This window comes from Lentibacillus sp. (assembly GCF_035301675.1).
Taxonomy (GTDB): Bacteria; Bacillota; Bacilli; order Bacillales; family Amphibacillaceae; genus Lentibacillus.
Window position 1 is genome coordinate 86906 of sequence record NZ_DATGTT010000065.1, and the last position, 17227, is coordinate 104132.

Here is a 17227-nt window from a genome sequence, read left to right on the forward strand (position 1 = left end):
GGACCGAAGCAAAAAATTAGATGGCCCAAACCGTCCGTCAACTTAAAATGGCTTAAAAGTGCATGTTCAAAAAGGGTTTGTTTTAGAACAAATCCTTTTTACGTGTGAATATATTTTTTAAATGATAGTAGCCGTAAAGCATTTTGCGTCTGCCATAAAATGTATCTTTTATACTTGGATCGGGGTTTTGAAAAATATTATCCGTCCATTTTCGTTTTATCCCCCTTCTTTTATACCAATCATTCCGAATGATATCCTGATGGGTTATGACCGGATAAATGGTGCGCAGCCAAGGAGCCTTATCCGTTTGTAAGCCGAGGAAACGTTCATAATCCTGCCGTGAGCCTGTATGCTCAACTGTACGGACGAATTTATACGCGTCGTCATAAACGGTGGGATGGAACAAAATGGATGCAATCGTCTTGCCGAGCGCAATTCGTTTACTGATATTCGTAAAGTCATGGACGAAAGCTCCATACAGTGTTGATGATTTGGTTGGTATAATAGTGGCGTTCAATAACAAAATGTCCTGTAATAAGTAAGGCGGACGTAAAAATACCCGGTTCTTAAAGAAATCCTGCTTAATGACAGGATCATGGATAACATTTTGCTCATTGATAATCAGCGAAGTCATAAGACGCTCTCTATCGCCGTGTTTCCAGAAGTATGCCCATTCTTTCCGCATGAACCGCGATACATAAAGACGAGGCAATAAATGAAACATCGGTTTATTTAAATGCGTTGAAAGTTTATAAATCAGCAGCTGTGGATAGGCATCTGAAAATATGAGCCAGTTAGCACGTTCGTATGTCATAAACAATCGTTTACGTTGATTGTCAGACAGTATTTTCCGGAATGGCGGCAAGGCTAAATCGGTCATATTCCAGCCTGCGTTCCGTGATACGACTCCGGCAAGCAAGGCCCATTTTATTTCGGGAAAAGCGGAATAAAAGTTTTGATAGGCTTTTGTCCGGGAAACGTTATCAAAATTGTGCCCTTTTGTTTCAGATATAATATAATGGATATAGTTGTGTTTTCCCATGTAATGACCTCATTTTATAGGTTATATAGTCAATTTTTGTATTTTTGTGGTATGATACTGTAACAAACTGGGGGGAGGATAATGCGTTACCCTAATGGTCAAAAAAACAAGAATGTCCAACGAGCATCCGGCGCAAACCGCACAATGGGATTCAGCAACCGCGGCATGACGCTGGAGGAAGATATTAACGCCACCAATGGATTTTATCGGAATACTGATAAGGCAATTATTCATAAAAAGCCGACACCGGTACAGATTGTAAACGTACACTACCCAAAAAGAAGTGCTGCCGTCATAACAGAGGGTTACTTTAAACAGCCCTCCACCACTGACTATAATGGTGTGTACCGCTCAAGATATATTGATTTCGAGGCAAAGGAAACTAAAAACAAAACAAGGTTTCCGCTGGCAAATATACATGGACATCAGATCGAACACATGAAAGGAGTCATAAGACACGGAGGTATTTGTTTTTTAATTATACGATTTTCCGTCTATAATGAAACATACTATATACCGGCAGAAGTTTTTTTCCCATACTGGGATCAGCAATTTAACGATGGAAAAAAATCAATTCCTTATGAAACGATACAAAAAACGGGATATAAAATTCCATTTAATTATCAGGCAAGGGTTAACTATTTAGCCATTATTGATCAGCTTTATTTTTAGATTGGAGGAAAAAGAGTTATGGCAACAAACGGCCAATCTCGCACAGCAAGAAGGAAGCAAAAAAAAGCTGCAAAAAAACCGCTCTGGAAAAAAATATTCTTAATAACCGCAATCGCTGTACTGGCTATAGGAATCGGTATTGGTGCATTGTTCACTTATTATATTGCCACAGCACCGGATATTGATGCATCTAAATTGGATACGCCATATGCGTCGCAAATATATGATAAAGATGGTGAACTGATTGCCAACTTGGGATCTAAAAAACGAACCAAGGTTGAATATGAAGAATTGCCGCAAGTGTTAATTGATGCTGTCCTTTCAACCGAGGATGCACGGTTTTTTGATCATCCAGGTGTTGATATATGGCGGGTTGGCGGTGCATTAGTTGCTAACGTCACGAATGGATTCGGTTCTGAAGGTGCGAGTACGATTACCCAGCAGCTGGTTGAAAAATCATTCCTGTCACCGGAAAAGAAAATCAGTATTAAAGTTCAGGAAATGTGGCTGGCATTACAACTTGAACGGGAATATTCCAAAGAGGAAATACTGGAAATGTATTTAAATAAAATTTATTACGGAAATGGAGCATATGGCGTCGGAAAAGCGTCGGAGCTTTATTTCGGAAAAACTGATCTGAGCGAGCTGACACTTCCCGAGGCTGCCATACTCGCCGGTCTACCACAAAGGCCATCTGGATATAATCCGTTTAAAAACCCTGAATTAACAAAAGACCGGATGAATACTGTTCTAAGCCTCATGGTTAATAATGGAAAGATTTCCGAAAATGAAGCGGAAGAAGCAAGGCAAGTTGATATCCCTTCCTTGCTCACTGATGATACACCAGATCCGACACCATATCAGGCATTCCTGCAGCAGGTCCGAAAAGAAGTTGAAGAAAAAGTTGAGGGTGCTGACATATACACTGACGGATTAAAAGTCTATACGACAATTGATACCGATGCACAGGACCACGTTGAACATTTGCTTTCCGAAGACAGTCCGATCAACTATCCTGCACCAGTCACCGGCCCGGATGGTGAAGAAGCAAAGATGAAAGCGGGAATGACTGTACTGGATACAGAAACCGGTGCGATACGTGCAATCGGCGGTGCTCGCGGGGGCATGGAAAATGACGGTTTGAACTATGCAACAGATATCAGTCGTCAGCCGGGGTCAACTTTCAAACCTATTATTGACTATGGTCCCGCAATTGAAAATAAACAATGGTCGACGTACCACCAGTTGAATGATGACGGTCCATACGACATTGCAGGAAGTGATAAGCAGATTAATACATGGGCCAACCAGTACTATGGCTGGGTTTCCATGCGGTATGCACTGCAGCAGTCACTGAACGTACCGGCAGTCAAAACATTTGATGAAGTTGGTGCAAGTAATGCTAAACAATTTGCAGAAGGTTTGGGTATTTCATTTGGCGACAGTAAAATCCAGCTTACAGACGCGATCGGCGGAGGTATAGGCACTAATCCGCTTGAACTTGCAGGTGCCTACCGTGCCTTTGCAAATAGCGGTGTTTATAACGAACCTTACGCTGTCACAAAAGTGGAGCTCCCGGATAGCGGCAGAACCGTTGATTTAAAACCGGAGCCTGAGACAGCCATGTCCGAGTCGACGGCATACATGATAACCGATATGCTGAAAACTGTGATTACAGAAGGTACAGGCACACAGGCGAATGTTCCCGGACTGCCTGATGCCGGAAAAACAGGAACGACTACACGAGAAGGTATCGAGGGTTCTCCGGACTCGTGGTTCAGCGGATATACAACGAATTATACGATTTCGGTTTGGACCGGTTATAATAACAACAACATAGCATTGCCGGATACAAAAATTCCGCACGCGTTGTATAAAAGCACGATGTCGGAACTGTCAAAAGATGTTGAGACACCGGATTTCACAAAGCCTGATTCTGTTGTGGAAGTAGGTGTTGAAAAGGGATCAAGACCTGCCAAACTGCCAAGTGACTATACACCTGAATCTCAAATCGTAACCGAGCTGTTTGTAAAAGGAAATGAACCATCTAAGACATCGCAGCAATATGATCAGCTTGATCCGGTAAATGGACTGGAGGCAAATTATGATAAAGAGTCGGATACGATTCAAGTCAAATGGGATTATGATTCAGGCGAAGATGCGTCCTTCGAGGTGAGTGCAAGTGTCGATGGCGGCCAAATGCAAGGTCTCTCATCCACTGATGACACATCAATGGAAATTTCCAATGTTGAGCCTGACACAACTTACGAAATTCAGGTTGTTGCCACGACGGATTCAAATAATAGCGAACCTGCAACAACCACTGTTCAAGTTCCAGGAGACGAAGAAGATGAAGAGGAGAATGAAGACGAAAACAGTGAAGGAAACATTCCGGCAGTCAATGGCCTCAGTGCCAGCCCATCCGGTTCGGCAATAGACGTTTCCTGGCAGTATAATGGTCCGCCTGCACAATTTGAAGTCGCTGTTTCTCAAGGCGGCAGCCAGCTCCAGACACAAACGGTCGATTCAGCCGGTATCGTTATCGAGGGTGAGGGCGTTCAGCCAGGTCAAACCTATTCGATAGCTGTTACGCCTGTTGGCAAAAATGGTGCCAATCAGGGAGTAAGAGGAGAACAGTCAAGTACAGAAGTGACCATCCCCGAGGCAAATGATTCCGGCGGGTCTGAAGATGGCGGCGGAAACGACGGAAACAGCAATAGCGGTAATAGCGGCAATAACGGCAACAGCAATGGAAATGGTCAAGGCAACAATGGCAATAATGGAAATGGCAACGGAAATGCTGACCAAAATGATAACAACCCCCAAAGTGGTGAGGGGGAAAATAACGAATCCGCAGATCAACAAGGTTAACCACAACCAATAAGAAGAGGCAGTTATCCAATTTTGGATGCTGCCTCTCTTCATTTCCTATTTTTCTCCGGCTGCAGATGCTTTTCTCATCCGCTTTTGCCCTTCCCGGCATAAATCCAGCAGCGGGCATTCCGGGCATTGCGGGTTTCTGGCTTTGCAATGATATCTTCCAAAGAAAATCATTCGGTGATGTGTATCAGCCCACTCATCTTTGGGCACTTTTTTCATCAAGGTTTGTTCCACTTCTAAAACGGAATCTTTCCACCTGCAAATTGCCAGACGTTTGGCGACACGTTCGACATGTGTGTCAACAGCAATTGCCGGCTCTCTGAATGCAACGGATGCTACAACATTAGCGGTCTTCCGCCCTACTCCGGCCAGCTTCATCAATTCCTGCTTCGTTCTTGGAACTTCCCCGCCGTAATCATCAATCAGCATTTGGCACAGCTTTCGAATATTTTTGGCTTTGTTCCGATAAAGGCCAATTGATCTGATGTCCTGCTGTAGCTCCTCCAGCGGTACAGACAGAAAATCTTCGGGTGTTTTATATTTTTTGAATAGTGATGCGGTTACTTTATTGACCAAGTTATCCGTACACTGAGCGGACAATAAAACAGCGATGACGAGTTCAAAAGGATTGTCATGGTTCAGTTCACACTTTGCATCAGGATACATTTCCTTCATGATATCCAGGCAGTGCTGAACCTGTGATTTGTTAAGCATCCGCTATTCCTCCTCCAGCCAGTTATAATAAATGGATGTGTCCCGTTTTCCAGGAGCAGATTCTTTTTTAGCTGCCTGATTTTCATGAAAAGCTTTACTCGCATCGCGGGCCTGTTCAACCGTTTGAATCCCTTTTTTTTGCCATTCGCGGAGAATACGGTCAATATATTTAAAGTTAAGCTTTCCCATGAGAACAGATTCCCTTAAAGCTGCTTTTATCAGTGAAGGCGCAAGTTTATCTTCATCCAGCCATGTATTGATCATCTCAATTTCAAATGGCGACAGCGGCCGGCCGAATTCCTGCTCAAACAATATGAAAAGTGTGCCGTCACCTTCCGACCGATGTTCTGTTTCTTCTGCAAACAGCTTTTTCCAGAGTGGATTAAGACTGTAGGCTTCGGTAATCTGGTTGGCTTCGTTTTTTAATTGTTCGATGGATAAAAAATCCCGCTGAATCAGAGTGCGCAGAATATTCGCACATTCTTTCTCGCTGATTGTCAAATGACTGGCTATGTCATTTGGTGTTGGAAAATCATTTTTTTCCTGCAAAAAGCGAAGCAGCTGCAAAATGACCATAACTTCTTGTTCATTAAGTCCCAATGCTTTGTATTTATCAAGTAATTGAACAGGGACTTGTACCTGATTTAATAAAATATCCTGAAATGAAATGAATCTTGTCATATGGATACCTCATTTCTAAGTATAGCATGTTTCAGCCCGTAACAGATGTTAAAATCCCTTGCTTTTGATTGGCAAGGGATGTTAACTAAAACCAGCTTATATTAAGGATACAAACGATTCAGCAGTCTTGGGAATGGAATTGTTTCACGGACGTGGTCCACCCCGGCAATCCAAGCAACCGTCCGTTCAAGACCTAATCCAAAACCGGAGTGCGGCACACTGCCATATTGACGCAATTCCAGATACCATTTATAGGCAGGGCCGGTCAGGTTATGCTCTTCATAACGCTGTTCCATAAGTTTGAAATCATCAATACGCTGTGAACCGCCGATAACCTCCCCATAGCCTTCCGGCGCAATAAGGTCTGCACATAGCACAACTTCAGACCGCTCAGGATGCGGCTTCATGTAAAATGCTTTAATATCAGCCGGATAATTTGTGATGAAAACAGGTTTCTCAAAGCTTTCGGCAATCGCCGTCTCATGCGGTGCACCGAAATCTTCCCCCCATTCAATATCGGTAAATCCTTTATCCTTTAATAATTTAATGGCATCATCATAGCTGATCCTGGGAAAAGGTGCCTGGATAGTCTCCAGTTTTGATGTGTCCCTTCCGAGTGTGTTGAGTTCAAGCTGGCAATTTTCCAAAACAGACTGCACAACAAAACTGACATATTGTTCCTGGATTTCCAGGCTTTCTTCATGATCAACGAAAGCCATTTCAGGTTCGATCATCCAAAATTCAATCAAATGCCGGCGCGTTTTTGACTTTTCAGCCCGGAATGTCGGGCCAAAGGAAAATACTTTACCGAGAGCCATTGCAGCGGCTTCCATATAAAGCTGGCCGCTCTGGGACAAATAGGCTTCTTCATCAAAGTACTGCGTATGAAAAAGTTCGGTTGTGCCTTCTGCAGAAGACCCTGTTAATATTGGCGGGTCGACTTTCACGTATCCCCGATCATTAAAAAACTGATATGTTGCCCGGATAATTTCATTTCTTACTTTCATAATGGCATGCTGGCGGCTCGAGCGAAGCCATAAATGGCGATGGTCCATCAGGAATTCTGTGCCGTGTTCTTTCGGTGTTATCGGATAATCCACTGCTTCCTGGATAAGCTCGATGTTACTTATCTGCATTTCATAGCCAAATGGAGATCTCGTGTCTTCTGCAATTTTTCCTGTAATGTACATCGATGATTCCTGAGTCATGTTTTTTGCAAGCTGAAACACATCTTCTGTCACATCATTTTTGGCTACAACTCCTTGAATAAAACCGGTGCCGTCCCTTAATTGCAAAAAGGCAATTTTACCGCTTGATCTTTTATTGGCGAGCCATGCACCAATTGTCACTTCTTTGCCTTCATATGCTGGTACTTGTGAGATCGTTGTTTTCAAAATATACCCTCCAAGCTACGATTGATGGTTTAAAATAAAACGTTTGATTCGTTTTGCAGCTTCTTTTAGTGAATCTGCTGATACAGCATAGGATAATCGGACGTTTTCCGGAGATCCAAACCCGGATCCCGGCACCAGGGCAACCTTTTCTTCCTCCAGCAACTCCTTAACCCAGGCATCAACAGTATCAAAGCCATTCTGACTGACAGCTTCCTGTACATTCGGGAATACATAAAAGGCGCCTTTGGGTTTGACACATGAAATGCCTGGTATATCTGTCAACAATTCATACAATAATTCAAGCCGTTCACTGAATATATCCCGCATTTCAGCGTTTGGATCTTCATCAGTACTGTATGCCGCCAAGGCTGCATACTGAGCAATTGATGTTGGATTGGATGTTGAATGTGACGCCAGGTTGGTCATAGGTTTAATAATTTCAGCCGGACCTGCGGCATACCCGATACGCCATCCTGTCATCGAATGTGATTTGGATACACCGTTAATAATAACGGTATGATCCTTCAGCTGGCTGGAAATTTCAGCCATCGACACATGCTTGTCATTCGTATAAATCAATTTCTCATAAATTTCATCAGACACGATTAAAACATTATGTTTCAAGCAAATGTCGCCAAGCTCCTGCAGTTCTTTCTGATTATACATCATACCTGTTGGATTGCTCGGTGAATTAATGATGACTGCCTTTGTTTTCGGAGTTATGGCAGCTTCTAGCTGATCTGGTGTTATTTTGAACTCATTTTGTTCCGCTGCATTAATGAAAACAGGTTTTCCTTCAGCCAGTTTAATCTGTTCCGGATAGCTGACCCAATACGGAGCAGGCACAATCACCTCATCATCTTTATTTAACAGAACCTGGAAAAGTGTATATAAAGCATGCTTGGCACCCGTTGTAACGATGATTTCTTCAGTTGTGTATGTAAGTCCGTTATCACGGCTGAATTTGTTTGCAATTGCCTGTTTAAGCTCCGTAATACCGCCGGACGGCGTATATTTGGTAAACCCATTTTGCATGGCTTCTTCGGCAGCCTTCAGTATATACTCCGGCGTATTGAAGTCAGGTTCCCCTGCTCCAAGTCCGATGACATCATATCCTTGGCTTTTTAACTCTTTTGCTTTTGCGGTAATCGCTAATGTTGATGAGGGCGTTAATGTTTTTACCCGATTTGCCAATTCCATTTTTATCACCTTCCTAATCAAATAACTGGTTGAACCGAATCACTTCAATGATTGATCCATCCTGAAAAGATAAATATTCCATCACATACTGATTTTCGTCATTTTCATACGTAATTTCCCATGCCGGCTGATTGCCATCACTCGAAATAACGGCCGGCTTTACATCAAACAGTGTACAAACATCACACTGTTTGCGCCAATCAGCTTTAATTTCTTCTTCTGCAATGATATTCGATTGATTAACACGTATTATATCGGAGGCATTCTTGCCGAACGGGTAAAAGAGGATCACATCGCTGTCATCTTCTATTTTGCCGTAAACTGTATAGAACGCATTTTTTCCATGAAACCGCTCGATCTTGCTGATTGAATTTAACTTAGTTTCCTCAAGCAATTGCGTTTTAATTTGGTCAAACTTTGCTGTTCGATTGTTCTCAGCAGCCTGGTACAAATAAATGCCGAAAGCAAGACAAGCAGCCGACAGAAAAAGAACGATGCCCAATCCCCATTTCAGCCAGCCGGGTAATGTCAAGTGTAATAAGCGTTTGTCCCTCATTTATCTCATCCTGTTATTGGTAAAATCCTGCTCTAAAAACCCTTAATTATCCTTTGATTATAAATGCTGCTTATTTTATCATATTTTGCTACTTATATTGCCGATGACAATGCCAACACTATAAGTAACGTTGAAAATAAATTAGCAAACCACATTATATAGTATAACAAGCATTGCGGCAAATGTGTTATTTATTTCAACTAATAATTTCCGGCCCCATACCCCTTAAATACTGATGCATTATCCGGTGCATCAGTATTTTTATACGTTAAAACCAAACGTGCGCTTTTTCCATGATCGCGTATGTTGAGTCATGTGTTATCGGTACAGCGGGAATTGATTCAGTGAAATATTTTCCATACCGTGCCTTCATGATGCGTGCGTCACACACAAACACGATCCCGCGGTCATTTGTTGAACGGATCAGTCTGCCAAATCCCTGTTTGAATCGGATAACGGCGTTTGGTAAAGCTAGTTCAAAAAATGGGTTTTTGCCGTCATCTTTAAACTGATTCGATTTTGCTTCATAAACAGGATGATTCGGAGGTTGAAATGGCAGCCGTACAATCAAAAGACATGATAAATCGTCACCAGGAATATCGACGCCCTCCCAGAAGGAACTTGTCCCCAGCAGAATGGATTGGCTGAATGTTTGAAAATTCTTCTTTAACCTTGATCTGCTGCCGCTGGATATTCCTTGAGCAATCAGCATGAATGTGCTTGTATCAATTGTTTCCCTCAACAAATAGTAAGCCTTCCGCAGCATATCATATGATGTGAACAAAACGAGCATTCGCCCATCTGTGATTTGAGCCAGCGATATAATGGCATCACAAACAGCGTTAACGAATTCATCCAATGAACTGTGCCTGATATCAGGGAAGTCATCCGGAATCATTAACTGCACCTGATTATGATAGGAAAAAGGAGAGTTTATTTTAGCGGTGATTACATCTTCCGGTGACAGCCCGAGCCTTTGCTGACTGAATGTAAATGAATTCCGTATTGACAATGTAGCACTTGTCAATACAACACTTTCCTTCTGACTGAAAAAGTCGTTTGCCAGTAAAGTCGATATATCCGTTGGTTCACTATACAGATACACAGCATTTTTGGCACCGTATGCTTCCATTTCCATCCATTTTACATCAGCATGTTCACTGGACATTAAAAATAGCTGCTCCATCCGGTCAATTATTGATTGGAGTGCTTCCATGTGCGTTCTCAGATCTTCCAAATAGTGGTCATCCCGTATTTGAAAGGATTCGAGCTGCTGCTTTAATAACGAAAGCAAATGGATCAGGTCACGCAGGTAAAAGGTTAACCTGCTTACCATTTCTTTAATGACATTCCAATGTTCAGGGTCTTCTTTGTCACCGTCAAAACGATACTGAATCCTGCCGGTGTCACTCAGGGATTTATCCTTTTGTCTCTGTTCAATAACATATTGAAACAGCATTCGAAACAAATCATCGACTTCATATTTTGTATTGCCGAAAACATCATCCCAGACCTCGCTTGAAAAACCATCATTAACATTAATCGGGTGGTCCATAAGCAATTTTCCGACCCAGTCGGCATCGTCTGTTCTTCCTATTTGAGATAGCGTGTTTTGTACCTGGATATAATGCAGTGTTAAGCCATAATGTTTGGAAGCTGTTTCTTCCAGGTGATGTGCTTCATCAATGATTGCTTTATCATAGGATGGCAGTAACTGATAGTCATTAAACATATCCGTACATAACAAGGCATGGTTGGTAATCAGAATATCTGCCTGCTGTGCTTTTCTGCGGGCTCGTTGATAATATGATCGTGAAAACCATGGCGATGATGGGTCGATAGTGCCCTCGGTGTCCGTGGAAATCTGTTTATAAAACAGGTAGCCGCTTGATGGAAGCTGAATCTCATCAATATCTCCTGTTTCAGTTTCTGTCAGCCAGACGAGCAGCATGGCTTTAGTCAATATGACATCGTAATTCTCAGTCTGTTCAGAAGCCAGTGCACGTTCAAATTTTTCAAGGCTAATATAATGCTGTTTGCCTTTAAGCAGAGCGACACGAAATGGAAATGACACAAGCTGGCGAATTAATGGAATTTCTTCATCAAGCAATTGTGACTGCAATTGTGTTGTATATGTGCTAATAACGATTTTTTTATTTTTGATTACCGCTTCATGAATCGCCGGAAGCAAATAAGCTAATGTTTTCCCTGTGCCGGTTTCTGCTTCAATAAGGGCATGGTTTTTAGTCTGAAACGCATCAAATACTGTCTCGGACATTTCGCGCTGCCCGCCGCGTTTTTCGTACCCGGGCATATACTCTTCCATTGCGCCGCCGGCTTCATAAATTTCATCAAGGAAGGTACCGAAAGATGTATCGAAGTATTGTTTTTCCTGGTTGGTATCAGCTATTTTTTTCATAGCTAAACCCCGATATATATCCATACCTTCAAATTCATCATTTGAGAAAGCAAGCGCCTGTTGCAGTTCCCACAGTATGGTATTCAAATCTGATTTCATACCCGTTTCCAGATTTAGCATATGGGTAATGGTTTCATACGGAAGCTGCCTGAGCTTTCTCATTAAAGTTAGCAGTAATTTTGCGGTCACATGGGCATCTGCTAATGCACGGTGCGGTTCATCATGTCTGATCTTCAGATAGTCTGCCAACTGCTCCAATTTAAAACCTGGAGCCTGCGGATAAAGAATACGGGCAAGTTCCACTGTATCCAATACCGAGTTATTCAGTTCAGAAAAACCGCTTATGTTCAGTTCACCGTTCAGAAAACCCAGGTCAAACGGTACATTGTGTGCCACAAGATAACTATTTTCAAACAAAGCTGTTATTTCTGCCGCTTTGTCCTGAAATAAAGGCGCATTCTGTACCTCAGCATCCGTGATGCCTGTTAAATTTGTTATAAAAGCCGGGATTGGCTTGTTTGGGTTAAGAAACGTAGAAAATTCGCCGGTAATTTCATCGTTTTCGATTACAACCATTCCAATTTCAATAATTTTATCAGAATTTGCCGGTGAATGCCCTGTTGTTTCGAGATCGACTACAACAAACCTCTCATTCATAATGCCACCTTACTCTCAATTAAACATATTACAGTAAATACATCATCTTACTTTCGGAACCATTCAATTTCTCCTGAATAAATTCTGCGGGTTTCATCAGTTTCACTCTGGACAAGCAGTGCACCATCTTCAGCAATACCGATAAAAGTTGCTTCCAATGGTTCACTGTTTGTTCGAATACGAATTGATTCTCCGATCTTATATCCGTACGATTCCCATTTATTTTTAACATTTGTAAAACCATCGCGGATAAACGCATCATACGCTCTCTCAAAGTACATTAAGATTTGCTGTATGATTTTTACGATTTGCTGATCGTCACCTGTTTCCATTTTAAGTGAGGTTGCCTTATTGCTTAATTCACCGGGAAAATCAACATTTGAATGATTGACGTTAATCCCGATTCCCGTCACGATATATTGGATTTGATCCTGCTCAGCCTGCATTTCAGTTAAAATGCCGGCTGTTTTTTTATCATTTATTAACAGATCGTTTGGCCATTTAATTTTTGGTTCGGCTGACGTGCATTTTGTAATAACTTCAGCCAGGACGGTAGCTGTAAGCAATGTCAGCTGCGGGGCAGCAGCAGGAGGGATCGATGGCCGCATTATCATACTCATCCAAATCCCCTTATTTTTGGTTGAATGCCACTCCCGCGCCATCCTCCCTTTCCCTTCTATCTGTTCATCAGCAATTATGACAGTTCCATGTTCAGCATTTTCTCGGGCAGCTTGATGAGCCACTTGCTGTGTGGAATTTGTTGTGGTTTTATGTATGATATTTTTACCAAGCCACTTTGTCTGCAATCCCCAATGCAGTGTGTTCTCACTCACCTTGTCAGGTGATCCGGTAATCCGGTAGCCTTTCCGCCGGACGCCCTCAATTTCATATCCATCTTTTTCCAGTTCTTTCATATGTTTCCAGATTGCGCTGCGGGAGATATTTAATTTTTCCGAAAGAAACTGTCCTGAAACATATTGATGATCACTTGTTTCAAGAAGTTCAATCAACCGGTAGCGTGTTGATTCCATTTTACCCATTCCTTTAACACATTCTTATTATTGCTGAGATATCCTGTAACGACTTGCTTTTCTATTTGCTTCAATGCACCACCAATCCATGGTCCGGGCTGTCTGTCCGGAAAAAGCCAGCGAATATCTGTTCCGTTGATCGCCAATTCTCGTTTGGAATGAATCGGAAGGTTATTAGCCATTTTATAAACTGTTTGTTCAGATAATCGGTCATCAAACAGCATATTAACCAGTGAGGCAAAATCACTGTAACCAGTTATATGCAGGCCATATACGAGCCACGGTCCCAACCCGTCATGTTTATAATCGTTCAATGCCTTGATGAAGGACTCTGCCTCAAATTTAATTTTGTTGGAACACTTCCACTGTTTTGTCCATGTGTCAATTGTTATAGCCGGTGCGGCAAAATGAAACATAGCAATAACCGCTCCAAAAGACCGTAACGGCTTGAGCTGATCCGGAAGCTGTTTCATAATGCCAGGGTTATCCTTGAAAACGGGCAAATGCCTGTCTAAGTTTATCATTTGGAAATAATTCATACCCTCTTCAATGTGTGGCCCAGCAAAGAATTTCGCAGTTTCCTGTAAAATGCGTTCCACTGCTATCGATTTTAATTCACTTATAACGGATTGTATCGCCTTTAATGTTTGTTCATCCAGCGAAAAGCCCAACTGGCTTGAAAACCGGAGTGCACGCATAATCCTTAAAGGATCCTCGGTAAACCGCTCATAACCGTCTCCTACCGTCCGGATAACCCTTTTTCGGATATCCTCTTTCCCATTAAACAAATCGATTATGATTCCCGTTTTGTCCATTGCGAGAGCATTAATTGTAAAATCCCGCCTCATTAAGTCCTGATCAATTGTCTTAACGAATTGAACGGAGTCGGGATGCCGCTGATCGGCGTAATCATCATCTACACGAAACGTTGTTACCTCGTATGATTGATGCTTGTGCCGCACGATAACCGTCCCATGTTCCATTCCAACAGGGATGACCTTATTGAAAATTTGCTGAATGACGTCCGGACGGGCAGATGTGGCTATATCTATATCCCCTATATTCCGATGCAGTAATAAATCACGTACACATCCACCGACAAAATAGGCTTCGTAACCAAATGATTGGATTTGTTCCAATATCCCGTTTGCTTGTCTGAACTGCTCGGTTAATTGCACAAGCATCACCTTCAGTATTAATTCGTAATAAGTTGGTCATATAAATCAATATATTGCTGTACAATGTCCTGTGAATAGAAAAAGTTTCTGGCATGTTTTAGAGCATTAACAGAAAATTGTTTTAAGCGCGGTTCATTCTGCAGCAAATCAATGGCATATGCTGCAGCCTGCTCAGCCTCCCCCAGTTCAACGATAAACCCTGTTTCATTGTGTTTTATCACCTCGGGAATCCCGCCGACATTTGTACCAATACATGGAACTTCACATGACATAGCTTCTAATAGAACAAGACCGAAACTTTCCTTTTCGGACATGAGCAATTTTAAATCAGATATCGATAACAAATCACTGACATTTTTTTGTTTTCCTAAAAACAATACACTGTCAGCCAACCCCATTTTTATTACAAGCTGATGCATTTCTGAATACTCTGGTCCGTCACCGACTAAAAGCAATTTTGCACTCATTTCTTTCCGAATCTGCTGAAATGTATAGATGACATCCTGGACTCGTTTCACCTTGCGGAAGTTTGAGATATGAATAATTACTTTATCATCGGGATGGATGCCATAATGGTTCCGGATTGAATGGTCAGATCCTTTGGCATATTCTGCTTCATTCACAAAATTATAGATAACCTGAATGCCCTTATCGGCACCGACCACTTCATGTGTTTGTTTCACCAGACTGTTGGATACTGCAGTAACAGCATCAGATTGCTCGATGCCATGTCGGATCATTTTTTTTAGTGAATGGTCGATTCCGAGAACTGTTATATCAGTCCCGTGCAGAGTTGTAACAATTTTGACATCATGTATGGCTATGTCTTTAGCCAGTATAGCACATATTGCATGCGGCATTGCATAATGGACATGAAGAATATCGAGTTGTTCCTGATCGATAACTTCTGCCATCTTGTTGGCAAGTGCCAAATCGAACGGCGGGTATTGAAAAACAGGATAATGATTAAGCTCAACCTCGTGATAATAAATGTTTGGATGCACCCGGTTTAAACGAAACGGGAGACTAGAGGTTATAAAGTGAATTTCATGCCCCTGTTCAGCCATCAGCATGCCAAGCTCTGTGGCAATTATACCTGAACCACCAACTGTCGGGTAGCATGTGATACCAATTTTCTTCATGTATTCATACCTTCTTGCTGGTTTTGTTTCACAATCTGACGCCATTCAAAATCTCCCCTGGCCAGTGCCTGAATCATGATTTCGGCTGCTGCGGGGTTGGTTGCCAGCGGAATCAGATGAACATCGCACAATCGCATCAGCGCAGTGACATCCGGTTCGTGCGGCTGTGCAGTTAATGGATCCCTGAAAAAAATCACGGCATCCATCTCATTGCCAGCTATCTTGGCACCGATCTGCTGATCACCGCCGAGCGGGCCGGACTGAAACCGATCAATGGCCAGTCCTGTACCATCAGCTATTTTTTTGCCGGTTGTCCCTGTTGCAAACAGTTGGTGCTTTTTCAGGACATGTTTATATGCAATTGTGAAATTTATGATGTCCTGTTTCTTTTTATCGTGTGCTATCAATGCGATATTCATCGTATCTCCGCCTATTCAATAATATTTTCCAGTCCATAGATAAGTTTATCTAATTTCATCACTTTATTGACAGACAGTTTAACACCTTCCATAAACGATGCGCGATTGTAAGAATCGTGCTTGACTGTCAATGTTTGACCGGGACCGCCAAAAAGCACTTCCTGATGTGCCATTAATCCTGGAAGCCGCACACTGTGAATGTGAATGCCATCTGTCTCAGCTCCACGCGCACCATCAAGTGTCTCTTTTTCATCGGGATGTCCTTGTTGTTTGGTTTTACGGGTCTCCCTTATCATGTCTGCGGTTTTGACTGCAGTTCCCGACGGCGCGTCCAGTTTTTGATCATGGTGTTTCTCAACGATTTCAACATCGGGTAAATATTTGGCTGCTGTTTTGGCAAATTGCATCATTAGAACGGCCCCGACTGCAAAATTCGGGGCTATAATGCAGCCCGTGGCGTGTGTGACGGATAAATCCTCCAATGCTTCAATTTGTTCTTTGGTGAACCCTGATGTTCCCACAACCGGGCGTATGTCATATAAAAGGGAAAGTTTTGCATGTTCAAAGCCGACCTCCGGAATAGTTAAATCGATAAATACATCGGCATCCGTTTCTTGAAAGCATTGTTCCGGATCTTCATATATTGGAACATCCAATGCGGGCAGTGTATCAATATCTTCTAATGTTTTTCCCCCATTTTTTCGATCAATACAGGCAACGAGGTCGAATGATTCTTCATTATGTACCATCCGAACAGCCTCTGATCCCATCTTTCCGCGTGGTCCTGCTAATATGATTTTAATTTGCATGGTCCAAACCTCCTGTTGCAATGATTGTTCTTCGTCTGTTTCACTTGTGTGTCCAGCGATCTTTGTCTCGTGTTTCGATTTTGCTGATTGAGCGCTCAAATGCTTCGGATAAGTTAATATCAAGCGAGTTGGCAAAACAAGTTAAAACAAAAATAATATCACCAAGTTCTTCTTCAACTGTTTTCTCTTTTTCTGCAGTCTTTTTAGGCTTTTCACCATAGTAATGATTGACTTCACGAGCCAGCTCACCTGTTTCCTCACTAAGCCTGGCCATCAGGCTTAAAGGTGAAAAATAACCTTCTTTAAACTGCCCAATGTAATCGTCGACCCTTTTTTGGATTTCTTCCGTTCTATAATGCGAATGATTTGCTGTCATTTAAATCGCCTCTTTGTATAAATCTTATCTCTTTTTATGTTAGCTAAAAGGGATTAT

At 42.2% G+C, this 17227-nt stretch carries 15 protein-coding genes; 2 read left to right on the plus strand and 13 right to left on the minus strand.

Annotated features, from left to right (window positions below; translation table 11 throughout):
• Positions 1–82: 82 nt before the first annotated feature.
• Positions 83–1042: a DUF2515 family protein gene (locus VK097_RS11915; RefSeq protein WP_324212026.1), complete on the minus strand. Its 960-nt coding sequence runs from the start codon at positions 1040–1042 to the stop codon at positions 83–85.
• Between the two features lie 81 nt (positions 1043–1123).
• Between VK097_RS11915 and recU the strand changes: the two genes are divergently transcribed.
• Together recU and VK097_RS11925 are read left to right on the plus strand one after the other, a co-directional pair.
• Positions 1124–1714, plus strand: a complete 591-nt coding sequence (gene recU / locus VK097_RS11920; RefSeq protein ID WP_324212027.1) for a Holliday junction resolvase RecU — start codon at positions 1124–1126, stop codon at positions 1712–1714.
• A gap of 18 nt (positions 1715–1732) precedes the next feature.
• Positions 1733–4585: a PBP1A family penicillin-binding protein gene (locus VK097_RS11925; RefSeq protein ID WP_324212028.1), complete on the plus strand. Its 2853-nt coding sequence runs from the start codon at positions 1733–1735 to the stop codon at positions 4583–4585.
• A gap of 57 nt (positions 4586–4642) precedes the next feature.
• On the opposite strand, the gene nth is transcribed toward VK097_RS11925, so the two are convergent.
• From nth to VK097_RS11985, 12 genes are all read right to left on the minus strand, one after another.
• Complete coding sequence (gene nth, locus VK097_RS11930) at positions 4643–5308, minus strand: endonuclease III (RefSeq protein ID WP_324212029.1); 666 nt, start codon at positions 5306–5308, stop codon at positions 4643–4645.
• A 3-nt stretch (positions 5309–5311) separates the two neighbouring features.
• On the minus strand, positions 5312–5989 hold the full coding sequence (locus tag VK097_RS11935; RefSeq protein ID WP_324212030.1) for a DnaD domain-containing protein: 678 nt from the start codon (positions 5987–5989) through the stop codon (positions 5312–5314).
• Between the two features lie 101 nt (positions 5990–6090).
• Positions 6091–7383: an asparagine--tRNA ligase gene (gene asnS / locus VK097_RS11940; RefSeq protein ID WP_324212031.1), complete on the minus strand. Its 1293-nt coding sequence runs from the start codon at positions 7381–7383 to the stop codon at positions 6091–6093.
• A gap of 15 nt (positions 7384–7398) precedes the next feature.
• Positions 7399–8583: a pyridoxal phosphate-dependent aminotransferase gene (locus tag VK097_RS11945; protein WP_324212032.1), complete on the minus strand. Its 1185-nt coding sequence runs from the start codon at positions 8581–8583 to the stop codon at positions 7399–7401.
• 13 nt (positions 8584–8596) lie between these two features.
• Complete coding sequence (locus tag VK097_RS11950; protein ID WP_324212033.1) at positions 8597–9139, minus strand: cell wall elongation regulator TseB-like domain-containing protein; 543 nt, start codon at positions 9137–9139, stop codon at positions 8597–8599.
• Between the two features lie 268 nt (positions 9140–9407).
• Positions 9408–12215: an ATP-dependent DNA helicase DinG gene (dinG, locus tag VK097_RS11955; protein ID WP_324212034.1), complete on the minus strand. Its 2808-nt coding sequence runs from the start codon at positions 12213–12215 to the stop codon at positions 9408–9410.
• Positions 12216–12262: 47 nt separating this feature from the next.
• Entirely contained in the window at positions 12263–13246 is a 984-nt protein-coding gene (locus VK097_RS11960) for a biotin--[acetyl-CoA-carboxylase] ligase (RefSeq protein ID WP_324212035.1), read from the minus strand.
• Positions 13222–14424, minus strand: a complete 1203-nt coding sequence (locus tag VK097_RS11965) for a CCA tRNA nucleotidyltransferase (RefSeq protein ID WP_324212036.1) — start codon at positions 14422–14424, stop codon at positions 13222–13224. The genes VK097_RS11960 and VK097_RS11965 overlap by 25 nt, the downstream gene beginning before the upstream one ends.
• A 17-nt stretch (positions 14425–14441) precedes the next feature.
• On the minus strand, positions 14442–15566 hold the full coding sequence (gene bshA, locus VK097_RS11970; protein WP_324212037.1) for an N-acetyl-alpha-D-glucosaminyl L-malate synthase BshA: 1125 nt from the start codon (positions 15564–15566) through the stop codon (positions 14442–14444).
• Complete coding sequence (gene mgsA, locus VK097_RS11975) at positions 15563–15985, minus strand: methylglyoxal synthase (protein WP_324212038.1); 423 nt, start codon at positions 15983–15985, stop codon at positions 15563–15565. The genes bshA and mgsA overlap by 4 nt, the downstream gene beginning before the upstream one ends.
• An 11-nt stretch (positions 15986–15996) precedes the next feature.
• On the minus strand, positions 15997–16794 hold the full coding sequence (gene dapB, locus VK097_RS11980) for a 4-hydroxy-tetrahydrodipicolinate reductase (protein WP_324212039.1): 798 nt from the start codon (positions 16792–16794) through the stop codon (positions 15997–15999).
• A 40-nt stretch (positions 16795–16834) separates the two neighbouring features.
• Positions 16835–17170 (minus strand): nucleotide pyrophosphohydrolase, encoded by a 336-nt coding sequence (locus VK097_RS11985; protein ID WP_324212040.1) that lies wholly within the window; start codon positions 17168–17170, stop codon positions 16835–16837.
• Between the last annotated feature and the right edge of the window lie 57 nt (positions 17171–17227).